The sequence below is a fragment of the Ruegeria sp. AL2 genome (assembly GCF_056540845.1).
This window is the reverse complement of record NZ_JBQFXM010000014.1, coordinates 72,982-86,352: the sequence shown is the minus strand read 5'-3', so window position 1 is coordinate 86,352 and position 13,371 is coordinate 72,982. Positions and strand designations below refer to the sequence as shown.

At 61.1% G+C, this 13,371-nt stretch carries 14 protein-coding genes; all 14 read right to left on the bottom strand.

The genetic code is table 11. The features are described from left to right. Positions 1-442: 442 nt before the first annotated feature. Positions 443-700: a hypothetical protein gene (locus tag ACR0ID_RS15835; RefSeq protein ID WP_480477417.1), complete on the bottom strand. Its 258-nt coding sequence runs from the start codon at positions 698-700 to the stop codon at positions 443-445. A gap of 13 nt (positions 701-713) precedes the next feature. Continuing rightward, positions 714-1,406 (bottom strand): NapC/NirT family cytochrome c, encoded by a 693-nt coding sequence (locus tag ACR0ID_RS15830; RefSeq protein ID WP_480477415.1) that lies wholly within the window; start codon positions 1,404-1,406, stop codon positions 714-716. Between the two features lie 29 nt (positions 1,407-1,435). After that, entirely contained in the window at positions 1,436-1,873 is a 438-nt protein-coding gene (locus ACR0ID_RS15825) for a nitrate reductase cytochrome c-type subunit (protein WP_480477413.1), read from the bottom strand. A gap of 12 nt (positions 1,874-1,885) precedes the next feature. Then, positions 1,886-2,803: a quinol dehydrogenase ferredoxin subunit NapH gene (gene napH / locus ACR0ID_RS15820; protein ID WP_480606879.1), complete on the bottom strand. Its 918-nt coding sequence runs from the start codon at positions 2,801-2,803 to the stop codon at positions 1,886-1,888. Continuing rightward, positions 2,800-3,618 carry a ferredoxin-type protein NapG gene (gene napG, locus ACR0ID_RS15815; protein WP_480520461.1) on the bottom strand — a complete coding sequence of 273 codons (819 nt, stop codon included), beginning with the start codon at positions 3,616-3,618 and terminating at the stop codon, positions 2,800-2,802. The genes napH and napG overlap by 4 nt, the downstream gene beginning before the upstream one ends. A 28-nt stretch (positions 3,619-3,646) precedes the next feature. Continuing rightward, entirely contained in the window at positions 3,647-6,139 is a 2,493-nt protein-coding gene (gene napA / locus ACR0ID_RS15810) for a nitrate reductase catalytic subunit NapA (protein ID WP_480606876.1), read from the bottom strand. Continuing rightward, positions 6,136-6,429: a chaperone NapD gene (locus ACR0ID_RS15805; RefSeq protein WP_480606874.1), complete on the bottom strand. Its 294-nt coding sequence runs from the start codon at positions 6,427-6,429 to the stop codon at positions 6,136-6,138. The genes napA and ACR0ID_RS15805 overlap by 4 nt, the downstream gene beginning before the upstream one ends. Continuing rightward, a complete protein-coding gene (napF, locus tag ACR0ID_RS15800) occupies positions 6,426-6,941 on the bottom strand; it encodes a ferredoxin-type protein NapF (protein WP_480494067.1) in 516 nt (171 codons plus the stop codon). The genes ACR0ID_RS15805 and napF overlap by 4 nt, the downstream gene beginning before the upstream one ends. 148 nt (positions 6,942-7,089) lie before the next feature. Continuing rightward, positions 7,090-7,983, bottom strand: a complete 894-nt coding sequence (locus ACR0ID_RS15795) for an FAD:protein FMN transferase (RefSeq protein ID WP_480606872.1) — start codon at positions 7,981-7,983, stop codon at positions 7,090-7,092. After that, on the bottom strand, positions 7,980-8,495 hold the full coding sequence (locus ACR0ID_RS15790; protein WP_480606870.1) for a nitrous oxide reductase accessory protein NosL: 516 nt from the start codon (positions 8,493-8,495) through the stop codon (positions 7,980-7,982). The genes ACR0ID_RS15795 and ACR0ID_RS15790 overlap by 4 nt, the downstream gene beginning before the upstream one ends. After that, positions 8,492-9,313, bottom strand: a complete 822-nt coding sequence (locus ACR0ID_RS15785; protein WP_480477397.1) for an ABC transporter permease — start codon at positions 9,311-9,313, stop codon at positions 8,492-8,494. Before ACR0ID_RS15785 ends, ACR0ID_RS15790 begins: the two co-directional genes overlap by 4 nt. Continuing rightward, on the bottom strand, positions 9,310-10,203 hold the full coding sequence (locus tag ACR0ID_RS15780) for an ABC transporter ATP-binding protein (RefSeq protein WP_480606868.1): 894 nt from the start codon (positions 10,201-10,203) through the stop codon (positions 9,310-9,312). Before ACR0ID_RS15780 ends, ACR0ID_RS15785 begins: the two co-directional genes overlap by 4 nt. After that, positions 10,193-11,449, bottom strand: coding sequence for a nitrous oxide reductase family maturation protein NosD (locus tag ACR0ID_RS15775; RefSeq protein ID WP_480606866.1), 1,257 nt, complete (start codon positions 11,447-11,449; stop codon positions 10,193-10,195). Before ACR0ID_RS15775 ends, ACR0ID_RS15780 begins: the two co-directional genes overlap by 11 nt. Before the next feature lie 2 nt (positions 11,450-11,451). Beyond that, complete coding sequence (gene nosZ / locus ACR0ID_RS15770) at positions 11,452-13,359, bottom strand: TAT-dependent nitrous-oxide reductase (protein ID WP_480606863.1); 1,908 nt, start codon at positions 13,357-13,359, stop codon at positions 11,452-11,454. Between the last annotated feature and the right edge of the window lie 12 nt (positions 13,360-13,371).

The following is a 13,371-nucleotide window of genomic DNA, read 5'->3' as shown; positions in this document are numbered from 1 at the left end:
CAAAACATATTGTATTTGTATAAGCAAAAATAGAGAGGAATTTACGTTCAATCCACATGACGCAGGGACACCATTGTTAACTTGTTATCTGCTGTGACAGATGTAGGGTTGAAATTCCACTCCACTTTGAGTTTTTCGTGTCAAATCATTGGCTTTCAGTTTCATATTGATTTTTCACGCGCAAAACTGGGCCCGGCATGCTGCCTTGCCGCGCGTAATGGGGAAGGGTGTTTTCCCATAGGCGCTAGGGCCTCGTGCGCTTTTATCGAAGTTGTGGAAATGCGAAAATCAGACCCTGCCGATTTTCGACACTGCCGCGCGCCTTAACCGCTTCCCCTACGTCAATAGTCGCGTCGCGTGCGACACAAGCATCCGCTTTGGCGCTGGAAAGTTTGCCTGACAGGATACCGGTTCCACCAAATGGGCAGAACCGGTGTCTTCTTCAGACGGTTGCGCCTTTCAGGCGGATGGCAGTGCCAAGGCTGCCCGCGCAAAGCCCGACCAGAATCGAGATGCCCAGTTCCACCGCTTCCACATGAGCAAACTGAAAGCCCGCAAAAACCAGCGTTTCCAGCATGCCGACAACGGCCCCCAGTGCCGCGCCCAACCACAGCTTGCGGGTCATCATTCCAAGCGCCAGCCCTAGTATGCCGGGCAGGCCCAGGACATTGGCGCCGATTGTTCCAAGTAAGTCTAGCATGTCCGTCCCCACATCAATTCGAGCTGTTGTTCAGAAACGCGCGAATGTCGTCGCCAGAGGCGGATGCATGTTCTTGCAGAACCTCGCCCTCCACGGCCTCGCTTATTTTCTGGTACTGTTCCAGATAGTTTGCGGGCAGATTATGCGCGATGCCCTGATGGCAGTCGATACATGTCATGCCGGTGTCAATGGCGCGCTGGTGTTCCGACGCGGCCCGTGTTTCCTGAATGGTAAAGTCCATGTAGTCAAAGTTGTGACAGTTTCGGCATTCACGGCTGTCCGATTCCTTCATCTTCTTCCACACGGCCGAAGCCATGCTCAGGCGATGCGCCTCGTATTGCTCGGGTGTGCTGATGGTTCCGGCCAGCTCATGATAGACGTCTTTGACGGCCATGATCTTGGCTTTGATCTTGTGGCTCCATTCATCCGGCACGTGGCAGTCGGAACAGATCGCACGAACGCCGGAATGGTTGTTGTAATGGACCGTTTCGCGATATTCGCCCAGGTTCGTTTCCATCGTGTGGCACGAAGTACAGAATTCTTCGGTATTCGTCAGCTCAAGGGTCCAGTGAAATCCACCCCAGAACAGGATACCGGCCAGAAATCCGGCTAGGACCAGAAAGCCTGAACTGAACAACACCGTCGGCGTCCAGATCGCGTTCCAGAGGCGACCAAGCAAGCCGCGGTTTTCAGGGGAGTCGGCCATGTCGGTGCTCCTTTCAGTCTTGCGTTGGATCAATTGCCGGCGGAGGGCTGGAACACGTTGTCGACCAGCGGCGGGGCGTCGGCCTGCGGTACGTGGCACTGGTTGCAAAAATACCGCGTTCCGGCGATCCGATCCAGTTCGCGGCCTTCGCGGTCCAGATAATGGGTCATCGACAGCGTCGGTGCGTTGCGGTCACCGGCTTTGGTCCAGTCATGGCAGGACAGGCACTGATTGGTACGGATGTCGATCTGGTACTGTTCGACCGAATGCGGGATCAATGGCGGTTGCTGCCGGTAATTGCGCTGCTGCCGCCCTTCGACATTGCGGTGGATCTGGTCCAGCGGCACCGGCTCATCCACGTCCGCACCACGCAGGGATTCAACCTGAGCAGATTGCGCGACGGCCCAACCGCTCAGCAATAATACGGGTAGAAGGGCAATTCCGCCTGTAACGATCGATTTTTTCATCTTGGCACTCCCCTAGATAGGTCTGGCGGCGCGCGGCTCGGGCGCGGCAACTGGATCGAAAGGTTGGACGACGTGGTCGTCGAACCGGTGAGTAAAGGTAAAGACGTCGACCGCGCAGACATCGATGCAGCGGCCACAATTCGTGCAGTCGGGTGACAGGATCAGCGGGGTACTTCCCGGTTTGCCCTTCAGCGCTGGCGAGATCACCTGATTTTCCGGGCAGATCGCGTAACAATCCATGCAGTCATCGCAGGCGGCGCGGTTTGTGGCGCTGATCCGCAGCAGGCTTTTTGCTCCGATCAGGCCATAGAACGCGCCCACCGGGCACAGGTGCCCGCACCATCCGTGGCGCGAGACGAAGACGTCAAAGACAAAGATGGCGGCGATCAAGGCCCAGACAAAGCCCATTCCAAAGACCAGCCCGCGATGCAGCATGGTGATCGGGTTGATCAGTTCCCACGCGATCATGCCGCTCAGACCCGAAACAAGCAGGACGGTTGCCAGAATCCACAGGCGCGTGCCGCGCTTTGGTTGCCAGCCCTTCGGCAGGTCCAGCTTGCGATGCAGCCAGTTGGCCGCATCCGTCACCGGATTGATCGGGCAGACCCAGGAACAATAGACCCGCCCGCCGATCAGCGCGTAGATCACCAGAACGATCGCCCCGCCGATCAGTGCCGTCACCTCGGGCCAGTGGCCTGCAACCATGCTCTGCAACAGGATGAACGGATCGGTCAAAGGCAGCACGCCCAGCGTCAGCGACCCGGCCAGCGTGCCCTGAACGATCCAGATGCCGAACCATGGGCCCAGCAGAAACAGAACCAGAAAGAACAGCTGGCTTGCACGGCGCAGCAGCAGATAGCGATGCGCGCCGATCCAGCCCTTGCTGGCGATGGCCTCGTGACCTGTGGGCATATCTGTGCGGACGCTCATTGTCCCACCCCCGGCAGATCATATCCCGGCGCAAAGCCGCCGGGCGTGACCAGATTGTCCGTGCCCGGTCCGGGCAAACGGTCCGGCAGATCGATGATCCCCTCGACCACCGGCGCGCCTTTCGCGGCCTTTTCTTCCCAACCCTTGCGGTAATGCTCTGCCGAACTGCCCCGCGCCAGCCGGGCAGGCAGCACCTTGATGGCGGCCTCGGGCAGAACACAGCTTTTCTCGCACATGCCGCAACCGGTGCAGCGGTCGGCGTGGACGGTCGGGATGAACATCGCGTGATGGCCCGACCGCGTGTTGTGCGTGGTGTCCAGCGTGATCGCCTCGTCGATGACGGGGCAGACGCGGTAACAGACATCGCAGCGCAACCCGAGGAAGTTCAGGCAGTTCTCCTGATCGACCAGAACCGCGACCCCCATCTTCGCATCGTCGATATTGTCCAACGCGGGATCCAGTGCCCCGGTCGGACATGCGGCGACACATGGGATGTCGTCGCACATCTCGCAGGGAATATCCCGAGCGGTGAAAAAGGGTGTTCCCGTCGCCACCGCGTCCGAGCCCAACTCGGCCAGTTTCAGGGTATCGTATGGGCAATCCCGCACGCATAATCCGCAGCGGATGCAGGCCGACAGAAACTCCTTTTCCGGCAGCGCGCCGGGCGGGCGCAAAGCCTCGGCTGGCAGGGCGCGGGCGTCGCGGGCCAGATAGGCCAGCACCGTCCCGGCGACCACGCAGCCGCCCGCCGCCCGCGCCGAATCCTGCAGGAACCGGCGCCGCTGCGGCGAAAGGGGTTTGTCGGCAAAAGACATGAGGATTTACCCGTACGATCCTTGTTGCCTATGCGCGCTCGACCTTGCAGGCGCATTTCTTGAAGTCGGTCTCTTTCGACAGCGGGCAGGTCGCGTCCAGCGTCAGCTTGTTGGTCAGCTGGCCTTCATCAAACCACGGCATGAACACCAGACCGCGCGGCACCTTGTTGCGCCCACGGGTTTCGACCCGGCTGGTGACCTCGCCCCGACGGGTGGACAGAACAATCTCCTGACCCCGGCGCAGATCCCGATCCTTGGCGTCCTGCGGATGCATGTAAACCACAGCAGCGGGATAGGCGCGGTGCAGTTCTGGCACACGGCGTGTCATCGACCCCGAATGCCAGTGTTCCAGCACGCGACCGGTGCACAGCCACAGATCATATTCGGCATCCGGTTCCTCGGCCGCAGGTTCGTAAGGCGCAAAGATGATGCTCGCCTTGCCATCCTTCTTGCCATAGAACTTCACGCCCGCACCTTCGGGCACATAAGGGTCATAGCCTTCGCGGAAACGATACAGCGTTTCCTTGCCATCCACGACCGGCCAGCGCAGGCCACGGGCTTGGTGATAGGTTTCAAACGGAGCCAGATCGTGCGCGTGGCCGCGCCCGAAGTTGGCATATTCCTCGAACAGACCCTTCTGAACGTAGAACCCGAAATGCTCGGATTCGTCGTTGTCAAAGCCCTCGGCCGTTTCCGACAGCGGGAACTTGTCGACGCTGCCATTGGCGAACAGAACCTCGTACATGGTCTTGCCGCGATGCTCTGGCATGGTGGCCAGCAACTCTTCGCCCCAAACCTCTTCGACTGCAAAGCGTTTCGAGAATTCCATCACCTGCCACATGTCCGACTTGGCCTCGCCGGGTGCCTTGACCTGCTGCCGCCAGAACTGGGTACGGCGTTCCGCGTTGCCATAGGCACCTTCCTTCTCGACCCACATGGCGGTAGGCAGGATCAGGTCGGCGGACACGGCCGTGACGGTCGGGTAGGGGTCTGATACGGTGATGAAGTTTTCGGGGTTGCGATACCCGGGATAGCCTTCTTCGTTGATGTTCGGTGCGGCCTGCATGTTGTTGTTGCACTGCACCCAATAGGCGTTCAGATCGCCATCCTTCAGCTTGCGGTGCTGCTGCACGGCGTGAAAGCCGGGCTTGGCCGGAATGGTACCCGCAGGCACGTTCCAGGCGGTTTCACAAATCTTGCGGTGCTCGTCATTCATGACAACCATGTCGGCAGGCAGACGGTGGGCAAAGGTGCCAACCTCACGCGCGGTCCCGCAGGCCGACGGCTGACCGGTCAGCGAGAAGGGCGAGTTTCCGGGCTCGGAAATCTTGCCCACCAGCAGGTGCACGTTGTACATCAACGAGTTCACCCACGACCCGCGGGTATGCTGGTTGAACCCCATGGTCCACAGACTCATGACCTTGCGGTTCGGGTCGGCATATTGCTGGGCCAGACGCTCCAGCTTGTCCGCCGGAACACCGGACAGTTCCGAAGTGTATTCCAGCGTGTATTCCGATACCGCCTCGGCATATTCCTCAAAGCTGATCGGTTCCATCTTGCCGACATTGGGGTTCGCGGCCTCTTGTTGCAGCGGATGATTGTCGCGCAGGCCATAACCGATATCGGTGGCTGTTTTGGTGATATTGACGTGGTTCTTGACGAACTCTTCGTTCACCGCGCCATTCTGGATGATGTAATTGGCGATATAGTTCAGGATCGCCAGATCGGTCTGCGGGTTGAACACCATGCCATTGTCGGCCAGCTCGAACGAGCGATGCTCGAAGGTCGACAGAACATGCACTTCGCATCCCGGCTTGGTCAGGCGCGTATCGGTCAGACGCGACCACAGGATCGGGTGCATCTCGGCCATGTTCGACCCCCACAGAACAAACGTATCCGCGTGCTCAAGGTCGTCATAGCAGCCCATAGGCTCGTCGATGCCGAAGGTGCGGATAAAGCCGACCACGGCCGACGCCATGCAGTGACGCGCGTTGGGGTCGATGTTGTTCGACCGGAACCCGGCCTTCATCATCTTGGCCGCCGCATAACCTTCCCAGACGGTCCACTGACCAGAACCGAACATGCCCACGCTGGTCGGGCCTTTCTTGGCCAGCGCCTCTTTCCACTTGGCAGCCATGACGTCAAAGGCTTCGTCCCAGCTGACCGGCTCAAACTCGCCATTCTTGTCATATTCGCCGTTGGTTTTGCGCAAAAGCGGCGTGGTCAGGCGGTCCTTGCCATACATGATCTTGGACAGGAAATAGCCCTTGATACAGTTCAGACCCCGGTTGACCGGCGCATCCGGGTCGCCCTGCGTGGCGACTACGCGACCATCCTTGGTGCCCACCAGAACCGAACAGCCCGTACCGCAGAACCGGCAGGCGGCCTTGTCCCAGCGGATATCAGGCGCGGCGGCCTGAGCGCTGGCCGAACCAGCGGCCAGTGGGATGCCGGCAGCCGAGGCCGTGGCAGCCGCTGCGGACGCTTTCAGGAATGTACGACGGGATTCAGAGATGGTCATTGCATGGGCCTCCTGCTGGACGGTTGGCTTGGAGCATCAGGACGCGGAGCTGCCTCCGCGGGATCTTCGAAATGGTGATAGGTCAGCGACAATGAGATCACGCCGGGGATCTGGTGCAGATCCATGATGGTTTCCGAGGCCAGCCGTTCGGCTGTATCCTCGACAACCACGACGAACCGGCCATCCTCGGCCTCGGCATGAAGCTCGACGCCATCGGTGCCGGTTATCGCCGCGCGCGCGGCGTCGGTGTGATCGGGGGCGATGTGGACAAGACAGCCACAGATATTCATTGGGTCACCTCCGGGTGCAAAGGGGCGGGGCGGTGCATCGTGATGGCCCCGGCAGGGCACGCGGCAGAACATGTGCCGCATCCGATACAGGTTTCGGTTTCAAGCGCCGGTTCAGCCCGCCCGCCCAGTTGCAGGCGAAAGCGGATGGCTTCCTGTTCGCAAGTGTCCTGGCACAGGCGGCAGCTCACCCCGTTCATCGACAGACAGCTTGCGGCCTCGATCCGTGCGCGCCACGGCCACTCGGCCACACGCTCGGGCAACAGCGCCGGGGTCGGGCAAACCTCGGCACATGCACCGCATAAGGTGCAGCCGCCTGCGGAAAGATCCAGAACCGGAAAGCCGCTGTCGTCGAATGTGATGATGTCTTCCGGGCAGGCCCCGGCGCAGTCTTCACAGCCTGTGCACAGATCGGCAAAGCCTGTCACGCCCGCGCCCGGCGGTCGGATCGCATCAGGATCCTCCCGTAGGATACGTGCGCTCAGAAAAGCGCGTCTGCTGGTCAACTGGCTCATGGCTGGCGACTCGAGTGTGGATAGATTGGTTCGCGTCCTTACTTCCTAACTGCGCGAAGCAGCGCACGAATTGACCTATATCATGTTTTTCGCGAATATCATGCTCTTGGTGAATTTTCCTGACCCACCTGAGATTTGCGACCATGCGTCATACATTCAGCTCGACACGGGCTCCGATAAAATATCTCAAGATTTCAGCGACTTGGCTTTCGGGCGCCGCGCATATCGCAGTAGACAGCCCATCTGCGATCACCGCGTCAGGGGCAGAAACCGAAACCGTTCTGTCCCGGTTTGCAGGTCCGTCCGGGGTGATGATGTGGCCCAAACCCTGTCCCAGCTGCGTCCCCAGCGACGATGATGTCGCGACCGCGCGGTCACGCAGCGCGACCCGTTTCAGAACCCGCTGGTCCGGCGCGGCCAACCCGGCTTTCCAGGGCGTGCCGTTGCCACGCACACCCAAGGCGGCAACCTCTCCCATGTCGACCAGAACATCACGCAGGCCAAAGCCACGCAGCAGCGCAGCGATCCGATCCGTGATCGCTCCCTGGGCGATACCGTTCAGCGTCAGGGCCGACTGACCCGGCACCGGCAGTCGCACCGACGCGGCATCGAAAGACACCCGTTCCCAGCCCACAGCAGCGCGGGCGGCAGCCAGATCTTCGGGGCCAGCGCCTGTTGCCAAGGCATACCACAGGGGCTGAATGCTGGGGTCGAATGCGCCGCCGGATGCCTGATGCAGCGCACTGCTCAGGCTCAGCACATTCAACAGCTCAGGCGCGGGTTCGGTCAAAACACCGTCGCGGTTCAGGCGGCTCAGCTGTGACTGCGGACGGTACAGGCTGAAGATATCCTCCAGCCGGGTCACCTCACCCTCGACGGCGGCAATGATTGGTGCGGCCTCGGCATCTGTCAGCCCGACCAGCCGCAGGCTGGCGGCAGCCCCAAGGGCGGTGCCGCGCCAGTGCGTGTCAAAGGCCATGGCCGGGGAGGCCGCACAGGCGGCCGAAATGATTAGAAATCGGCGACGGGACAGGGCGGTCATACGGGGGTCTCCAACTTCAGATCAAGATCGACCGGGCCAAGCACTTCGGCATCAGGAATGTCGGGCAGGCGCATCGCGGTCCCGCCATAGGTATCCGCGAAAACCTGGGCATCGGCAGGATCGGCAAAAGGCACCACTTCGCGCGCACCCATGCCGCCGGCCACGTCAGCGCCGACGACAAAAGTCGCATCATCCGCAGCGATCCAGTTCGAAATCCCCGGCTGCCGCCAGCTTGGCGCGACACCCATATCGCTGACATAGATGGCCGTGACATCCGCATCGCGCTCGGGGCTTTTCAGATAGGCCACCATGTCCCGCACCTGTGCAAAGAAAAGCGGGGCCGGATAGCCTTCCAGATGAACCTGCCCCTTGGGGCCGCCATGTTCGGCGACATTCATCTGGCAGAAATAGCTCAGCGCATCCGGTGTCAGATCGACCGGGTCGGGGGCCTCGGCCAGCTCTTCCTTGCAGGCCGCCAGTGCGAGCAATGCGATCAGGGCAAGACGTCTCATGGCTCAACCCTCCGGAAAGCCAGCCTTGCAAGGGCAAAGCCCAGCACCGGCCAGATCAGCAGTGACGCGGGCGCGGCCCAGACCGGCAGGGCCTGTGCGGCCCCGGTCATGCCCGAAGCCATGGCAACACCCTCGGTCGCGGCGATGTTCCACAAACGGAAAGCATCGGCCGGGTTGGCCACCATCACCCATGGAAAGACGGATTGGGTGAAGGCGCCGCCCTTGTCCATGACGACAGCCCCCAACAGGCCCAGATCATAAAGGACGACAAAAACCAGCCAAAGCCCGGCCGACAGACCCGCCGCCGCCGTGGCGCCCCTCGCCAAAGCGGACAGCAGGTATCCAAGCGCCAGAAACACGGCGCCCAGCAGGATCGAGGTCAGGACAAGTCGCACCAGCGCCATCAGGCTTTCCGGCCCCGCACCACCAAAGTACGCGGCTACCGCACCTGCGGTGCCAAAACCGACGGTCATGGCAAAGGCCAGCGCGGCCAGATGGGCGCAGAACTTGCCCAACAGGATTTCCCCGCGCCCGGCCGGATAGGACAGCAGCAGCGACAGGCTGCCCCGGTCCACATCGCCCGCGATGGCATCGAAGGAAATCATCAGCGCCAGCAAAGGCGCAAGATAGACCGACAACGTGGTCATCGACGCGACCGATACGGTCAGCATATCGACACCCAATGTGCCGGTGGGCGCACTGCCCGCAAAGGTCAGCGCCAAGGCGAACAGCACCATGATCAGCGTGGCAACCAACAGCCAGCGGTTGCGGCGCAGGATCAGCATTTCAGTTCGGGTGATGGCAAGGAAGCGGGTCATGTCCTCTCCTCCTGTGCATAGTGGCGATAAAGGTCCTCCAGCTTGGGCGGTGTCATTTCCACATCCGCCACCGCATCGCCCAACCCGGCGATCCGGCGCAGGGCCTCCATCTTGTCTTCGGGTGTGCAGAGCAGCTCAACGGACGCGCCGTTGATCCGGTTGCCACCCAGTTCGGCGGCCAGGGCATCCGCATTGGCGCTGGCCCGCACCTTCAGCCGGATCGGCAGCCCGGCCAGCGCCGAGAGGTTGTTCAGCGTGTCATCGGCCACCATCCGACCCTTGCGCATGATGGCGATCCGGTCGGTGCGGGCCTCAACCTCGGTCAACGCATGGCTGGCAATCAGCACCGCAGTACCCTGCGCGGCCAATTCGTCGATAATGGCATAGAGGTCCTGCCGCGAGATCGGGTCCAGGCCGGATGTTGGCTCATCCAGCAGCGCCACTTTCGGCTGTCCCAGCAGCACCTGCGCCAGCCCCAGTCGTTGCCGCATCCCCTTGGAATAGGCACCGATTCGGCGGTCCAAAGCGTCGCTCAGGCCGACGCGTTCCAGCAGACCGGGCACATCGGCTTTCGACCCGGAAAGTTTCGCAAACAGCGTCAGCTGCTCGCGCCCTGTTAACGCCGGGTGAAACGAGACCGCCTCGGGCAGATAGGCCGTATCCCGTCGTGCCTGCGCGCTGCCGGGGGTGGCGTTCCCGATCCGAATGGCTCCGTCCCGAATGGGCGTCAGGCCAAGGATGGATTTGATCAGGGTCGACTTGCCCGCGCCGTTATGGCCCAGCAGCGCCACGCGCTGACCGGGGGCAAGGGACAGGGTGATATCGTCAAGAACGCAGGTTTTCCCCCGGTTCTTGCTGACATGGTCAATTGACAGGGCCTTATCCGTCATGAGGCACCTTTTTCATAGCTGGGGGTTCAGGGGCTTGCATCAATGGGTTGCTGTCCATCACACCCCCCGGCAACAAAGCCGGGAAGGCTGATTGCGACCAGCGCACCAGCTGCACGGCGGGGGAGCCGAGCAGCAATTTGGCTGCGGGTTGGGTCCACAGCACATGGTCCATACTGTCATTGGGTCGATAGGGGACATCGGCGATGCCGTTGCCATCCACATCATAGGCGGCAAAATCGGACCAGTAGTTGCCGCGCCCGTCCTCTGACCACTCGACCCACTTGGTCGAGACATATTTCACCTGCGTCCGGTTGCCGATGAATGAATTGCCGACGATGCGGTTGCGTTCACTGCCGGCGGTAAAGTGGATGCCGATGCCACATCCCTCGAACCAGTTGTCGGTGAATTCGTTCTTGTTCGAGTTATACAGGAATGTGCATTTTTCCTTGGCACCTTTCACGACATTGCCGGTGATGACGCTCTTGTTGGCATAGTTCAGCATCACGCCATGTTCGCGGTCCCCGATCGAGACATTGTTGGCGACCCGCACATTGGTCGTGAACATCACCGCATAGCCCAGATCGTTGCCGATCGAGACATTGTCGCTGACGACCGAGTCGTCGGCATACATGTAGTGAACGGCAAACCGCAGATCGCGAAACAGGTTGCCGGTAAAGGTGTTCTTCTTGGACGAGTTCACAAAGATCCCGTCGCGCCCATAGCGGATGTCATTGCCTTCAACCACCGCACCCGGCGCGTTCCAGACATAGACACCATTGCCGCGCGCGTTCATGTGGCGATCCTGCCGCCCTTCAATCCGGTTGCGCCGCACGATGCTGTCCTTCGCACCGTGGATGTCGATGCCGTAAAGATTACCCAGCAGCACATTGTCCTCGACCACCGGCGCGCGCGCCGTCTTGGTCAGCTGGATACCGCTGTCGATGCCGTCATGATCCGAGCCTGATCCGATCACCGTCAGCCCGCGCAGGGTCACGCCCGGCCCGGTCACTGTGATCACGCTGCCTTGGCCTTGGCCGTCGATGGTGGCCTGTCCCAGCCCGTCGAGGGTCACGGGCCGGTCCAGAACCAACTGCTCGACGTAAACGCCGGGGCTCAGGCGAAGGGTGTCCCCATCCGCCGCCTGCGCCAGTATCTCGTTGATGGCCCCCGCCCGGTTGGGCACATCCCAATCCGCCGCCCAAAGGGGCGAGCCGAGCAGGAGCGGCATGAGCAGGGGCCAACGCATGTTTATGCGCTCCGCGGCTCAACAAACATCCGGCCGCGCATCTCCATGTGCAGCGCGTGGCAGAACCACTGGCAATAGAACCAGTGCACGCCCGGCCGGTCGGCAATGAACGTGACCGAGGCGGTGGCCTGCGGTGCAACTTCCATCGCGATACCGAAGTTCGACAGGCAGAAGCCGTGGGTCACATCATCCACGTCATCGAGGTTGGTGACATAGACTGTCACTTCGTCACCCTGCTTGACGGTGAACTTCTCCATGCTGAACACGGGCGCAGTCGAGGTCATGTAGACCCGCACCTTGTTGCCATCCCGGATCGGCTCCTCGGCACCTTCGTCCAGATCGACACCGTCAGCGGCAGCCTGCGCGCGCGCCTCTTCCCACATCGGGTCGTTGCGGTCCCAGACATTGACCGGGTTCACCTTGGACCGGTGAACAATGATCGAGTCATGCGGCTCGGCAAAGGTCGGGCCGTCATGGACCACCTTCATCTTGTCGCCGGAAATGTCGATCAGCTGCTCATTCTCGGGCTTCAGCGGACCCACGTTCAGGAAGCGGTCTTTCGAGAACTTGTTCATCGAAATCAGCCACTTGCCATCCGCTTCGGCGGTTTCACCCATCGAGGTCGAGTTGTGGCCCGGCTGGTAATGCACGTCGACCTTGTCGACGATCGGGTCAACATCGGCACCCGCATAGGCCTCGATCGCCTTGGCGATGTCCCACTTCACCACCTGGCTGTCCAGGAACAGGGTGGTATAGGCGTTGCCCTTGCCGTCGAATGCCGTGTGAAGCGGGCCAAGACCCAGCTGCGGCTCGGCGACAACAGCGGAACGCGGATCGGCGTTTTCGCTGAACAGCGCATCGACCTTTTCCACATCGATCACGGACACGGTCGGCGACAGCTTGCCGTTGATCATGATGTGTTTCTTGTCGGGTGCCGCGTTCACACCGTGTGGCGAGTTCGGGATCGGGATGTACCGGGTCAGGTTTCCACCCGCCTCTTTACGCCCGTCCACGACCTTGACGCCGTTCAGTTCCTGATAGTTACCCGCGGCAATCGCATCCTCGATGCCCTTGAGGTTGAACACGACCACGTGGTCCAGCTCGTTCTCGGTCATCTCGGCCAGGTTCATACCCATTTCCGAGTTATACGAGGTCGAGAAGGCGTATTTGCCCTGATAGTCGCAGTCGGTGTTGTCGAGGTTGCCCGACACCATCACCTGCCATGCAACTTCCATGCTGTCGCCGTCTATGGCGGTAAAGATGTTCACATATTGCGACGGATCATCAAGGATCTGGCCGTCATTGACCAGCGGGGCCTCGTGCTCACCATTGGCAAAGACATAGCCGGTGCGCGGGAATTTCTGCGGACGCAGGCCGTGGATGTCATGCGCGTTCGGGATCTCGATGATCTTGTCGCATTTCATCACGTCACAACGCACACGGGCCACGCGGGTGTTGGCCTTGTCGTTCATGAACAGATAACGGCCATCATAGGTGCCGTCGGTGAACGACATATGCGGGTGGTGCAGGTCGCCGTTGTCATAGGTGACCTTGCCGTTTGCAGCCAGGAATTCCTTGGTTTCAGGCAGCAGGCCTTCGGTCAGAACCTTCAGCGACTCGTTGGTCTGGCCCCAGCCCGTGGCCGAGCAGCGGTTGAACACCGGCACCCGCATCAGCTCGCGCATGGACGGCACGCCCAGAATGCGCAGCTCGCCAGTCTGGCCCGACGACCAGAAGCCGTAATATTCGTCCAGCTCGCCCGGTTCCAGATGCTGCTTGGCGGCAGCGCTGGCCTCTTTCGCGGTCATCAGGGTCGATCCCAGACCGGTCCCGGCGATGACGGCACCGGTGGCAGTGGCCCCCAGCATACCGCGGCGCGTGATATTCAGTTTGTTTTCTTGGTCCGACATGGTCGTTCCTCC

What these genes read in the sequence shown, in the direction of transcription:
- ACR0ID_RS15790 (WP_480606870.1), bottom strand. Translation starts at nt 8,495, where the DNA reads ATGAGACGTCTTGCCCTGATCGCATTGCTCGCACTGGCGGCCTGCAAG.
- ACR0ID_RS15780 (WP_480606868.1), bottom strand. Translation starts at nt 10,203, where the DNA reads ATGACGGATAAGGCCCTGTCAATTGACCATGTCAGCAAGAACCGGGGG.
- napA (WP_480606876.1), bottom strand. Translation starts at nt 6,139, where the DNA reads ATGACCATCTCTGAATCCCGTCGTACATTCCTGAAAGCGTCCGCAGCG.
- ACR0ID_RS15835 (WP_480477417.1), bottom strand. Translation starts at nt 700, where the DNA reads ATGCTAGACTTACTTGGAACAATCGGCGCCAATGTCCTGGGCCTGCCC.
- ACR0ID_RS15775 (WP_480606866.1), bottom strand. Translation starts at nt 11,449, where the DNA reads ATGCGTTGGCCCCTGCTCATGCCGCTCCTGCTCGGCTCGCCCCTTTGG.
- ACR0ID_RS15805 (WP_480606874.1), bottom strand. Translation starts at nt 6,429, where the DNA reads ATGAATATCTGTGGCTGTCTTGTCCACATCGCCCCCGATCACACCGAC.
- napF (WP_480494067.1), bottom strand. Translation starts at nt 6,941, where the DNA reads ATGAGCCAGTTGACCAGCAGACGCGCTTTTCTGAGCGCACGTATCCTA.
- napG (WP_480520461.1), bottom strand. Translation starts at nt 3,618, where the DNA reads ATGTCTTTTGCCGACAAACCCCTTTCGCCGCAGCGGCGCCGGTTCCTG.
- ACR0ID_RS15795 (WP_480606872.1), bottom strand. Translation starts at nt 7,983, where the DNA reads ATGACCGCCCTGTCCCGTCGCCGATTTCTAATCATTTCGGCCGCCTGT.
- ACR0ID_RS15825 (WP_480477413.1), bottom strand. Translation starts at nt 1,873, where the DNA reads ATGAAAAAATCGATCGTTACAGGCGGAATTGCCCTTCTACCCGTATTA.
- ACR0ID_RS15785 (WP_480477397.1), bottom strand. Translation starts at nt 9,313, where the DNA reads ATGACCCGCTTCCTTGCCATCACCCGAACTGAAATGCTGATCCTGCGC.
- napH (WP_480606879.1), bottom strand. Translation starts at nt 2,803, where the DNA reads ATGAGCGTCCGCACAGATATGCCCACAGGTCACGAGGCCATCGCCAGC.
- nosZ (WP_480606863.1), bottom strand. Translation starts at nt 13,359, where the DNA reads ATGTCGGACCAAGAAAACAAACTGAATATCACGCGCCGCGGTATGCTG.
- ACR0ID_RS15830 (WP_480477415.1), bottom strand. Translation starts at nt 1,406, where the DNA reads ATGGCCGACTCCCCTGAAAACCGCGGCTTGCTTGGTCGCCTCTGGAAC.